General features: G+C 39.8%; 10 protein-coding genes. 6 read left to right on the top strand and 4 right to left on the bottom strand.

The window, feature by feature from the left end; translation table 11 throughout:
• Nucleotides 1–15: 15 nt before the first annotated feature.
• The 5 genes from GM418_RS02260 to GM418_RS02240 all read left to right on the top strand — a co-directional run bounded on the left by GM418_RS02260 (nt 16) and on the right by GM418_RS02240 (nt 6,713).
• Nucleotides 16–2,748 (top strand): glycoside hydrolase family 78 protein, encoded by a 2,733-nt coding sequence (locus GM418_RS02260; RefSeq protein ID WP_158862732.1) that lies wholly within the window; start codon nt 16–18, stop codon nt 2,746–2,748.
• Nucleotides 2,749–2,789: 41 nt separating this feature from the next.
• A complete protein-coding gene (locus GM418_RS02255) occupies nt 2,790–4,052 on the top strand; it encodes an L-rhamnose isomerase (protein WP_158862730.1) in 1,263 nt (420 codons plus the stop codon).
• 132 nt (nt 4,053–4,184) lie between these two features.
• Complete coding sequence (locus tag GM418_RS02250; RefSeq protein ID WP_158862728.1) at nt 4,185–5,480, top strand: class II aldolase/adducin family protein; 1,296 nt, start codon at nt 4,185–4,187, stop codon at nt 5,478–5,480.
• 21 nt (nt 5,481–5,501) lie between these two features.
• Nucleotides 5,502–5,984 carry a ribonuclease HI gene (locus tag GM418_RS02245; protein ID WP_158862726.1) on the top strand — a complete coding sequence of 161 codons (483 nt, stop codon included), beginning with the start codon at nt 5,502–5,504 and terminating at the stop codon, nt 5,982–5,984.
• A 66-nt stretch (nt 5,985–6,050) separates the two neighbouring features.
• Complete coding sequence (locus GM418_RS02240; protein WP_158862724.1) at nt 6,051–6,713, top strand: 3-keto-disaccharide hydrolase; 663 nt, start codon at nt 6,051–6,053, stop codon at nt 6,711–6,713.
• Between the two features lie 51 nt (nt 6,714–6,764).
• Here GM418_RS02240 and GM418_RS02235 read toward each other — a convergent pair whose 3' ends face one another.
• From GM418_RS02235 to GM418_RS02220, 4 genes are all read right to left on the bottom strand, one after another.
• On the bottom strand, nt 6,765–8,012 hold the full coding sequence (locus GM418_RS02235) for a DEAD/DEAH box helicase (protein WP_158862722.1): 1,248 nt from the start codon (nt 8,010–8,012) through the stop codon (nt 6,765–6,767).
• Between the two features lie 71 nt (nt 8,013–8,083).
• On the bottom strand, nt 8,084–8,497 hold the full coding sequence (locus tag GM418_RS02230) for a threonyl-tRNA synthetase editing domain-containing protein (RefSeq protein WP_158862720.1): 414 nt from the start codon (nt 8,495–8,497) through the stop codon (nt 8,084–8,086).
• 4 nt (nt 8,498–8,501) lie between these two features.
• Entirely contained in the window at nt 8,502–8,966 is a 465-nt protein-coding gene (locus tag GM418_RS02225) for a heme-binding domain-containing protein (protein WP_158862718.1), read from the bottom strand.
• A 73-nt stretch (nt 8,967–9,039) separates the two neighbouring features.
• The gene (locus GM418_RS02220) at nt 9,040–9,429 is read right to left on the bottom strand and encodes a heme-binding domain-containing protein (protein ID WP_158862716.1); all 390 of its coding nucleotides are present in this window, start codon (nt 9,427–9,429) and stop codon (nt 9,040–9,042) included.
• Nucleotides 9,430–9,602: 173 nt separating this feature from the next.
• Between GM418_RS02220 and GM418_RS02215 the strand changes: the two genes are divergently transcribed.
• Nucleotides 9,603–11,780, top strand: a complete 2,178-nt coding sequence (locus GM418_RS02215) for a T9SS type A sorting domain-containing protein (protein WP_158862714.1) — start codon at nt 9,603–9,605, stop codon at nt 11,778–11,780.
• Nucleotides 11,781–11,787: the final 7 nt, after the last annotated feature.

The following is an 11,787-nucleotide window of genomic DNA, read 5'->3' as shown; positions in this document are numbered from 1 at the left end:
CTAAATCAAAATAAAATGGATCAAATAAAACAATACGGGAAAATCTTTTTTTTGCTGGCAGTTTTTTGGGGATTTTCTTTGTCAGTAAATGCAAAAACGCAAGTCGAAAAATTAGTTTGTGAATACCATACCAATCCAATAGGGATTGATGTCAAAGTACCAAGGTTAAGTTGGCAGATTGTAACGGATCAGGAAAATCTGATGCAGACTGCCTATGAAATCCGTGTTGCCGAAACACCTTCGGATTTGAATAAAAAAAGTAAGCTGGTTTGGAGTACCGGTAAAGTAAGCAGCGACCAATCAGTAAATGTATTATACGAAGGGCCGGCGCTGGAATCAATGCAAGGTGTTTACTGGCAGGTGCGCGTTTGGGATAACAATGACAAAGCAACAAAATGGAGCGAACCAGCATCGTGGGAAATGGGAATCCTTAGCCCGGATTTGTGGGCTGCTTCATGGATTACTATGAAAAATGAGCCCCAAAAAGAGGGATCAAAACCTGCTCATTATTACAGAAGTGAATTTTCCTCCGGTAAAAAAGTAAGTTCAGCCAGGATTTACGCTACATCATTGGGAATTTACGAACTTTTTATAAACGGAGAAAAAGTAGGTGATGAACTTTTTACTCCGGGATGGACCAGTTATAATAAACGTTTGCAATACCAAACCTACGATGTAACCGATATGATTCAGCAAAAGAATGCAATTGGTGCAGTTGTTGGCGACGGCTGGTATAGGGGAAATATTGGTTTTAGTACGCAACATAATTATTATGGCGAACAGATTGCTTTGTTGGTTCAGTTAAAAATAAATTATACTGATGGAACGAGCGAAACCATTACCACAGATAAAAACTGGAAGGTTTCGGATGGGCCGATACGTGAATCAGATATTTATAATGGAGAGACTTATGACGCCAATTTGGAAATGGATGGATGGACAAGCAGCGGTTTTAACGACGGAAGCTGGCAAAATGTTTCCATTCTCGACCATTCAAAAGATATCTTAATTGCACCTCAGGGAGAGCCTGTTAAAGCAATTGAGGAATTAAAGCCAATTAAAAGCCTGACCACGCCAAAAGGAGAAATGGTTTTTGATATGGGCCAGAATATGGTTGGCTGGGTAAGATTAAAAATTCAGGGAAAGAAAGGTGATATAATTACGCTGAAATTTGCTGAAGTTTTAGATAAAGAAGGCAATTTTTATACCGCAAATTTAAGGTCGGCAAAAGCAACCGATACTTATATTTTGAAAGGTGACGGAGTGGAAATTTATGAACCAAAATTTACATTTCACGGATTTAGGTTTGTACAAATAGAAGGTGTGGATAAAATGCCGGAAATGGATCAGATCACCGGAGTTGTGATTTATTCTGATATGGAGCCAACAGGGATTTTTTCCTGTTCCGATTCGCTAATCAATCAATTACAACATAATATACAATGGGGACAAAAGGGAAACTTTCTGGATGTACCAACCGACTGTCCGCAACGAAATGAACGACTCGGGTGGACAGGCGATGCGCAGGTATTTAGCCCCACCGCAGCATTTAATTTTGATGTTGCACCTTTTTATACAAAATGGCTGCGGGATTTAGCTGCCGATCAGGTAGAAAACGGAGTGGTTCCTCACGTAATTCCGGATGTATTAAATGGCGGCGGCGGTTCAACTGCCTGGGCAGATGCTGCGATAATTGTACCGTGGACGACCTATCTGTCTTACGGTGATACGCGAGTTTTGAAAGTTCAGTATCCAAGTATGAAGGCCTGGGTGGAATACATGAGAAGCAGAGCCGGTGATGATAACCTTTGGACAGGAGATACACATTACGGCGACTGGCTGGCTTTTGCAACCACAAGGTCGGATTATCCCGGAGCAACAACCGAAAAAGACTTAATTGCTACGGCTTATTATTCATATTCCAGCGGATTGCTGGCTAAAATAGCAGCGATTGTTGGGAAAGATGATGAAGCTAAAAAGTACCAAAAGCTTTCTGAAAACATCAAAAAGGCATTTGTTCAGGAGTTTGTAACCCCTGCGGGGAGGTTGGTTTCGCATACTCAAACAGCATATTGTCTGGCACTTTCTTTTGACTTGTTACCTGAAGATTTAATTTCCAGGGCCGCACAGTATTTAGCTGATGATGTGAAGAAAATGGGACATTTAACCACCGGTTTTGTAGGAACACCTCTGTTGTGTAAAACATTGTCGGATTACGGGTTTGCTGATTTAGCTTTTATGTTGCTGAACCGCAAAGCGTATCCCTCGTGGTTATATCCGGTAACGCAGGGAGCAACTACTATATGGGAACGCTGGGATGGTCAAAAACCTGACGGGACATTTCAGAGTGTTGGTATGAACAGCTTTAACCACTATGCATACGGAGCTATCGGTGAGTGGTTGTATACTTATGTTTCCGGGTTAAATATCGATGCTCAATCACCCGGCTATAAACATTTTACCCTGGCTCCACATCCCGGTGGCGGATTAACAAATGCTCAGGTTCAGTATAAGTCGTTATATGGTAAAATAGAATCAGGTTGGGAAATAGAAGGAAATACGATGGTTTATAAAGTAGTTATTCCTGCAAATACAAGCGCTACAGTAGTTCTTCCGGGAGCTTCGCTGGATAATGTGACGCTGAATACTCAGCCGCTTAAAGCAACCGATAAAAAAGCAGAACAAGTTGAAAAAGGAGTTTCCCTTACACTGGGCTCCGGAACATATCAATTTAGTTATGCGCTTTAATTGAAGTGTAGAAAGAATAAAATAGTAACAGGATAGAAATTATGAAGAAAGAAAATGTTGAAAAGGCCTATTTGCTGGCCAAAGAACTATACGCAGAACTTGGTGTAAACACCGATGAGGTTTTGCAAAAAATGAAAGACGTAAATATTTCTCTCCATTGTTGGCAAACCGATGATGTTGGTGGTTTTGAAACTGCTGATGGTGAACTTTCAGGTGGAATTCAGGCTACGGGAAATTATCCGGGGAAAGCCACGACAATAGAACAAATGCGAGCTGATTTAGAGAAGGTTTTATCACTTCTTCCTGGAAAACAACGTTTGAATTTACATGCTATCTACGGCGATTTTCAAGGTGAGAAAGTGGATCGCGATGAAATTGAAGTTAAACATTTTCAGAGTTGGATTGATTGGTGTAAAGCGCAAGGTATTGGAATGGATTTTAACGCCACCTGTTTTTCACACGACCGCGCTGCAGACGGTTTTACGCTCTCAAGTAAAAATGAAGAAAACCGCCGGTTTTGGGTGGAACATGTAAAACGTTGCCGTGCCATTTCTGCGGAAGCTGGAAAACAGTTGGGGACCCCGTGTGTGCACAACACCTGGATTCCCGATGGCTCGAAAGACGTTCCGGTTGACCGAAACGGACATCGTGTTCTTTTGAAAAAATCATTGGATGAAGCAATGGCAATTGATTATCCAAAGGAACACATGAAAGATGCAGTTGAAAGTAAACTTTTTGGAATTGGTGTAGAATCGATGACGGTTGGCTCACACGACTTTTATCTGGGATACGCCATTAAAAACAATAAACTTATTTGTTTGGATAATGGTCATTTCCATCCAACGGAACAGGTAGGAGATAAAATATCTGCATGTCTTCAGTTTTTAGATGAGGTTTTACTTCATGTAACCCGCCCGATTCGTTGGGATTCGGATCACGTGGTAACCTTAAATGAAGATGTTCAGTTAATTGCTTCGGAAATTGTACGCAATAATTTCCTGAGCCGTGTAAATATTGGTCTAGACTTTTTTGATGCTTCCATCAACCGTATCGGAGCTTATGTAGTTGGAACACGTGCCGCACAAAAAGCATTTATGATTGCCATGTTGGAGCCGACTTCAAAATTAATTCAATATGAAGAAGCCGGGCATAATTTTGAGCGTTTGGCGTTGCTGGAGGAGCTGAAAACCAAGCCTTTTGGTGCGGTTTGGGATTACTATTGTTTGCAGGAAGGTGTTGCCGTAGGAGAAGACTATATTGCTGAAATACAACAATATGAAAAAGAATTTTTAGAGAAAAGGTAGAATTTCTTTAGAGAAATTTTAAAGGATACTACAGGATGACGAATCACAAGTAGTATCCTTTTTTTGTACCTTTATTTTTAGAAAATGCTGAACAAGTTATAGTAGAAACCGGATTAGAAAAAAAATGAATAAATGAAAAAACTGGATACCAGGCTGATGCATCCGCGCGACCAGATAACCATGATTATTGACAAAGTCTACCGGAGTGGTTTAACAACTACCTCCGGAGGAAATATTTCAATAATCGACGAAAATGGAGATATTTGGGTAACGCCATCAGCAATTGACAAGGGCTCATTGAGAGCGTCGGATATTGTTTGCGTTCGGAAAGATGGAACCATCGAAGGTCGTCACAAACCTTCTTCTGAATATCCTTTCCATAAAGCTATTTACGAGGCCCGTCCCGATATAAAAGCGGTGGTTCATGCTCATCCGCCGGCACTGGTTTCCTTTAGTATTGTTCGTCAAATCCCGGATACCAATATTATTCCCCAGGCAAAAAATATTTGCGGTCCAATTGGCTACGCAACATACGAATTACCGGGGAGTGAGATTTTAGGCGATGTAATTGCCAAAGAATTTGAAAAAGGATTTAATGCCGTAATTATGGAAAACCACGGTACAGTGGTTGGCGGATCAGATTTAGGCGATGCTTTTCAACGTTTTGAAACGCTTGAGTTTTGCGGAAGAACAATTATTTACGGAAGTACAATCGGTTCTCCAAAATATTTGAGCGACGATCAGATTGCAGAATTTGAAGAACAAATTCCACGTGTGTTGCCGGAAATGGAGGAAGTTGAACATCCTTCTGATGAAAGAGCAATTCGTGAAGAAATTAAAAAGATTGTGCACCGCGCCTGCGAACAGGGATTGATGATTAGTTCTTACGGAACGGTTTCTGTACGTTGGCGCGACAATGATTTTTTAATTACTCCAACCAACGTGGCCCGTTGGGATATTCAGAATGAAGATATTGTTCAAATTAAAGACGGAAAACGTGAGCCCGGAAAAATACCGAGTCGTTCAACCTGGTTGCATCAGGAAATTTACAAACGTAATCCGCATGTAAACTCCGTCATACTTACACAAACACCGTATTTGATGGCGTACAGTGTATCAGCAGAGAAGCTGGATGTGCGTACCATTCCGGAAAGTTGGATTTTCTTGCAGGATGTGCCGAATGTTCCTTTTGGTTCTCATTTTGCCGGAGAGGAAACGATTCTGAATTTGTTGTCGGAAAATACTCCGGCGGTTATTATTGAAAATGATTCGGTTTTGGTTACAGGCGACAAATTGCTTGGAACTTTCGACCGCCTTGAAGTGGCAGAGTTTAGTGCAAAATCGCTAACCATGGGAGCTTCACTTGGAAAGCTGGTTCCGATAAATCCGGATCAGGTGGAAGAATTGAGAAAGAAATTTTTAAGTTGATAAGCCAATAAATTTAAAATTTTGGCAAAATTACTGTTGTTTACAGATGGAAGCGTTCATATCCAATCAGGAATTGGGTATGGCGCTTTCCTTTTTGTTCCTGAAGAAGAGCAGTCGATTGAAAAGTTAAAACGAAAAGTTCAGGTAAAACGTTTTGAGGAGACTTCTTCAACAAAGCTGGAACTTCAGATTTTTCTTTTTGCCCTCAACACAATTAAAGAAAATGTTGATGAATTGCTTGTATACTCCGATTCCCAAAATTTGGCAGAATTAGTGGAACGGCGGCAGCGTTTGGAGAAAAATGATTTTCACTCAAAAACCGGGAAAATATTGAAGAATGCCGTTTTGTATCGGGCATTTTTTGCTGCAGCTGACCGGTTCAAAATTCAATTTATAAAAGTTAAAGGACATAAGCCTTCGCGGGAAAAAAACACGATTGACCGTATTTTTACACTTGTTGACCGCACTTCCCGAAAAGCTTTGCGCGAGGAAATAAAAGTGTGAAATAATTCACATTCAACTTATTTTGGTCGAAATTCACTTAATTTTGCAAAACAAAATAGTAAGCCAATGAAATCTATCATTTTCTTCCTGTTCATTTTGCTTGTTGCTTCTTGCAAAAATTCGCCAAATAAAACGAATCAGACAGAAGAGATAAAATCGTATTTGGTGGAAAAGGAGACTGCCGATGGCGTTGCCCTTTTTGACGGAGAAACATTAGATGGCTGGGAGGTTACCAATTTTGGTACACAGGGGCCTGTGAAAGTTTCTGCAGGAAATATAATCCTCAATTACGGCGATGGATGCACAGGCGTGACCTATACGAATGATTTTCCCACAGTTAATTACCAGCTTTCTTTGGAAGCAAAACGGGTTTCAGGCAACGATTTTTTTTGCGGCATAACTTTTCCTGTTGACACAACATTTTGTTCGTTTATTGTTGGCGGCTGGGGTGGACCGGTTGTTGGCCTGAGTACGATCGATGGTAAAGACGCTTCTGAAAATGAAACACAAATAATGATGAGTTTTGAAAAGGACAAGTGGTACAAAATCAGGCTACAGGTAAGCGACCAAAAAATAATGGCTTGGATTGACGAGAAGAATGTACTCGATTTTGAAACTGCTGACCACAAAATTTCCATCCGCCCGGAAGTTAGCCTTTCCTGCCCTTTGGGGATTGCCACCTGGAATACAACCGGCGTTTTACGAAATATCAGAATGAAAAAACTTTAAAATAGTCCTTAACTTTTCAATCTCGATCAATCAATAAACCAGCTGGTATCTCTACTTTTTCTTTTTCCGTTTTTTTGTTTGCTGAAATTCCCGTTGCCCGCGTTCGTCTTCTTTTAGCAATTTTTTCCAGTTGTAATTTGTGTCTTTGGTAAAATCCAATGTTTCCCGGTAGGTTTGTTTGTCAATTTCGAGGACTGTAATTTCCTTGTCAAGATAAGTTTCAATTTCTTCCAGAATTGATTTTTCCTCGGTGCTGCAAAACGAAACTGCTTGTCCTTTTTGTTTGCCCCTGCCGGTTCGTCCAACGCGGTGAACGTAGTTTGCAGAAACTTCAGGTAAATCATAATTCACCACAAAATCAACATTTGGAATATCAATTCCCCGGGCACTGACATCGGTAGCAATCAAAAGTTTTAGATTTCCTTTTTTGAAATTGTCCAGCGTTTTTGTTCGTTCATCCTGCGTTTTATCGCTGTGAATGGTTTCGCCAACTATCTCAACGCGCTCCATCGCTTTTTTTACCCGCTCGGCACGCACTTTTGTCCGAACAAAAACCAGAATTTTGCTATCCGGATTTTCATCAACAAGCCGTTCCAGAAAAGCCCGTTTATCATCCATTTCAATAAAAGCAACCGAGTGTTCAATGTTTTTAGCCACCGGGTTCTTAGGTGAAATCTGAATACGAATCGGGTTTCTAACCAGCGAATAAGCCAGCTTCTTTATTTTATTGTTGATGGTAGCCGAGAAAAAAAGGGTTTGCCTTTTTCTGGGCAGCAGTTTTATTAAATCGTTGATGTCTTTTATAAAACCCAAATCCAACATGTGATCGGCTTCATCCAGAACCAGTATTTCGAGTTTGTCGAGTTTTAAATGTCTCTGACTGCTTAAATCAAATAAGCGACCGGGAGTAGCCACCAAAACATCAACACCTTTTTTTAGTGTCTGAATTTGAGGTTCCTGGTCAACACCTCCAATGATTCCCAGAAATTTCAGTTTTGTGTTTTTTCCAATATTTTTAAAAACATCAGTTATTTGCTGCGCCAGTTCGTGGGTGGGAACCATTACTAAACATTTTACCTGCGCTGAATTTTTCCCGTATCTCTTTTCTAAAATTTTATGAATGATGGGAATGGCAAACGCAGCCGTTTTTCCTGTTCCGGTTTGTGCAATTGCGAGAACATCTTCGCCTTTTAAAATAGGAGAAATGGCTTTAAACTGAATGTCTGTTGGCCGCCTGAAACCCTGTTTCTCAAGGTTCTCTTTTATAATCGGGGAAATGGAATAATCCTCAAATTTCATTTTTTGTCTTTTTCTGGCAGCAAAGATAGTTTTAATGCTGAGAACTTGAGGGTTTCAAATGGAACTGAAAATCAAAGCGAAGTCCAAATTCTGGCGAGTGAATATCCGGGTGCTTTTATGGAAAGATCCAAAAAGTAACCAAAAGGCGTTTGTGCCGTTTCAAATTCAGCGTTCTGTAGTCTTTTTTCAGCTTCGTCAAAAATTTGTTTTGTAAACTCAACGGAAGCTTTTGATTCAGAAAGATGTGCAAAGGAATGCAGAATTACTTTTTTACAATTGTTTTTTCTGGCTGTCCATTTCAGGTGGTTCACCAACTTTTTTTCACGACTTTTTACGTCGTTCTCTTCGTCGTTCTCTTCTACCTGAATAAAAGCCAGAATAGAATCGGTGAACACTGCTCCCTCCGTAATTTCTTCGGCTGATTCCAGATTTTTTTGAGCCGGTGTGTAACCAAACTCATCAACATACATTACCAATACCTTCATAAAATTATTCTGCGCCAATCAATTCTTCGCTTAGTTTTTCTGTCCATGCACAAAGCGCTGCAACTTGCTCTTCAGTAAGCCTGGCTTCTTTATGCATCTGAACGTATGCTTTTATTGGCATTTTTTTACGCTCAACTTCTCTGCAAATTTCTTCAAGAGCGCCAATTTTATCAAAAGTATCCAATTGTCCCCATTCTGAAAAATTTAGCTCGTCTTTTCCTTCAACAATATGGTCGTTTATCATCCAGGCAACCGGAACAATATTATGGTACCATAAATAGTTGGTCTGGTCAGAGTGGCAATCCATACAAGCATTTTTTAAAATTGTCTTTACGTTTTCAGGAATTTGTTCTTTTTCAAAAATATGATCGGGAGTCGAGGTGCCTAAGTTCTTTTCTGGTCTGAAAAATTGAATAACTATGGCGCCAACAACAAAAACAATTAATAAAATTCGTAATAATCTTTTCATATCCGTTTATGATTAAAAAAACCGGATATTCGTATGATAACGAATTCCGGTGTCTTTATTTAGATGAAATTATTTACTGTTCAATTAAAGCTGATGCTTCTTTTTTTACCCATTCTGTCAAGGTTTTTGCTTCTTCTTCCGTAAGTTTTCTCTCCGGAAATCTTTCAAGAAATCTTTTTGGTGGCATTTCTCCTTCTTCAATAACTTCGGCAATATGCCGTAATGCTCCAATCTTTTTAACTTTTGAAAGGCTGTCAAAGGTTTTGAAATCAAGTTCTTCTTTTGCGTCTTCATTTCTTGAGTCAGTGTTGTGGCAACCAAAGCAGGATTTATCGACTATCGTTTTGATGTTTTCAGGCATGTTTAATTCGCCTCTTACAGGAGTTTTGTCTGAAGCATCAAGTGTTGATGAAATAAACAAAAAGGCAAGAAATATTGCTGCGGGAATTCCTAATTTTTTCATGGTTTAATCATTTAAGAAGGTGATACAATAATAACATACAATTTAGCGTAATTAAATTAATAAACATAGTTTTGAATTTATTGTTTGAACATAATTCGATAAAATTCAGCAAATTGATTGAAAAAGTATATTGATTCCTAAGTATTTTAATAATTTTGGCGAAAATGCTTTTTATGCGGATAATTTTGATGATTCTTGCCGGAATCTTTCTGTTTGAGTATTCATCTGTAGGACAGATTTCGCAAGGTGGAAAACCTCTTGAATTTTTAGGGCTTAAAAGCGCAAAAATACCGGTTGAAAGAATGCCGGATTTGGATAATGATATTTTGCTGAAACAGGCTATTGGTGAATATAATAATTCTGTTCAGCTAAAACCGTTCAGATTTGCGACTTCTTTTGAAGTAAATTATACTGTTGCCAATTCCGGTGTATGGACGACCGCAAATGACGGAACTCAAATTTGGAGGCTAAATATAGTATCAGAAGGCGCAAAATCTTTAAATCTGATTTTTAGCAGTTTTAATCTTCCGGCGGGTGCGCGCTTGTTTTTGTTCAATGAAAACACCAAACACGTGCTTGGGGCTTTTACTTCCTTTAACAACAAGTCTACCGGGAAATTTGCAGTTATGCCTGTTGCCGGTGACGAGATTACGGTTCAATACGAAATTCCTGCTGGTTATGACCCGGATGAAACTTTTGCTGTTTCCCGGGTAAATCACGATTTTGCAGGCATTATAAAAAGCGACGATAGGAGGCCTTTTTATCCTACCGTTGCCGGCTCCTGTAATATTGATGTGAATTGTGAAATTGGAAAAGACTGGTCGGACGTGAGGGACGCGGCTTGCCGGTTAATTGTAAATGGTACGGAGGTTTGCTCGGGAACGTTAATAAATAATACAGCTGAGGATGAAACGCCATATGTTATTTCGGCAGCACATTGCTATGACAGATGGGAATATGCGGAAACAACAATTTATGCTTTTAATTATGAAAGTCCTTATTGTTCACCTTTAGACGGCGACCCTTCAAATTCTGTCTCCGGAGCGATCATGAAAGCCCGGTTTGACAGTCTGGATTTTGCATTGGCTGAAATGAGCCTTGTTCCGCCACCGGAGTACAGACCATATTATGTTGGTTGGGATAAATCAGGTACAATGAGCGACACAGCAGTTGCGATTCACCATCCCTGGGGGGATATAAAAAAGATATCTTTTGATTATGACAAGCCCGGATTTAGTGATTTTAATTCACATTATGTTGATAATGCGTTTATTAAAGTTGGCCGTTGGGATGAGGGCGTTACTGAAAGCGGGTCGTCTGGGGGAGGATTGTTTAATCGTAACAAAAACCTGATTGGAACTTTAACCGGCGGTTCGGCAAAGTGTGAAAAACCGATTGATGATTATTTTGCACGTTTTGATATGGCATGGGATTACAAATCGGATATAACCAAACAACTCAAACACTGGCTCGACCCCGAAGAAACGGGAGCAAGTTATGTATATGGAAAGCGTTTTTATCAGGAGGAGGAACTTTGTGGCGCTTTTACCAATTTGACCGACGAAGACGAGCATCAACTACGGACAATAACAGTTGACGGCGATTTTTCAGGCTATTGGGGAGGAACAAACGATGCCGGAATTACTGAGGTTGTGGAAAAATTTTCGATTGACGGAGCCGAAACTATTCAGGGAGTGTCACTTGGTGTGGGCAGAGTTTATGATACCGGTTCCGGTGGAAAAGTCGTTATAAAAGTGTACAATGGAACAAATTTACCGGGACAGCTTTTGTATTCTCAATCGGTTGATCTTGATTTTTTTGTAGAAGACGCCATGAACTACATTGGCTTTGAAAGCGATGTGCAGCCAGATGGAAATTTCTATATAGGTTTTGAGTTGGAAAATATGAGCTCAACGGATACTTTTGCTGTATATCAATCGGTCCGGGAGACAGATTCTGTAAATTTCTTCTATTTCAAAAGTGGAAGTATGTGGTACAATTTTGCGAACATAAATCCCGATGGTTATTCCGCTTCAAATGTTTTTGAAGTTGTTGCCTGTAATATTTATGGCGAGTCAGATGAACCTCATGTGGTTGACGACCCACTACAGATTGCTGTATATCCTAACCCTACAAATTCCTATTTTACGTTGGAAACGGGCACTGAAATCAGCTTAAAAAATATATCAGTTTTTAATTTGCTCGGGCAACAGGTCGAAGTAATCTATTCCAATCAACAGGAAAAAAAGATTCGAATTGATTTGTGGGGAAACGTTGCAGGTGTTTACTTTGTACGCTTTAACAACGGGAAAAAATTTGTAACAAAGAAGATCTCATATTTTCCCTGGTAGAACAACA

Source organism: Maribellus comscasis, from assembly GCF_009762775.1.
Classification (GTDB): domain Bacteria; phylum Bacteroidota; class Bacteroidia; order Bacteroidales; family Prolixibacteraceae; genus Draconibacterium; species Draconibacterium comscasis.
Note: the sequence above shows the minus strand (reverse complement) of the source record. Positions and strands in the feature narration are given on the sequence as shown.

What these genes read in the sequence shown, in the direction of transcription:
- GM418_RS02260 (WP_158862732.1), top strand. Translation starts at nt 16, where the DNA reads ATGGATCAAATAAAACAATACGGGAAAATCTTTTTTTTGCTGGCAGTT.
- GM418_RS02255 (WP_158862730.1), top strand. Translation starts at nt 2,790, where the DNA reads ATGAAGAAAGAAAATGTTGAAAAGGCCTATTTGCTGGCCAAAGAACTA.
- GM418_RS02250 (WP_158862728.1), top strand. Translation starts at nt 4,185, where the DNA reads ATGAAAAAACTGGATACCAGGCTGATGCATCCGCGCGACCAGATAACC.
- GM418_RS02240 (WP_158862724.1), top strand. Translation starts at nt 6,051, where the DNA reads ATGAAATCTATCATTTTCTTCCTGTTCATTTTGCTTGTTGCTTCTTGC.
- GM418_RS02235 (WP_158862722.1), bottom strand. Translation starts at nt 8,012, where the DNA reads ATGAAATTTGAGGATTATTCCATTTCCCCGATTATAAAAGAGAACCTT.
- GM418_RS02230 (WP_158862720.1), bottom strand. Translation starts at nt 8,497, where the DNA reads ATGAAGGTATTGGTAATGTATGTTGATGAGTTTGGTTACACACCGGCT.
- GM418_RS02225 (WP_158862718.1), bottom strand. Translation starts at nt 8,966, where the DNA reads ATGAAAAGATTATTACGAATTTTATTAATTGTTTTTGTTGTTGGCGCC.
- GM418_RS02220 (WP_158862716.1), bottom strand. Translation starts at nt 9,429, where the DNA reads ATGAAAAAATTAGGAATTCCCGCAGCAATATTTCTTGCCTTTTTGTTT.
- GM418_RS02215 (WP_158862714.1), top strand. Translation starts at nt 9,603, where the DNA reads ATGCGGATAATTTTGATGATTCTTGCCGGAATCTTTCTGTTTGAGTAT.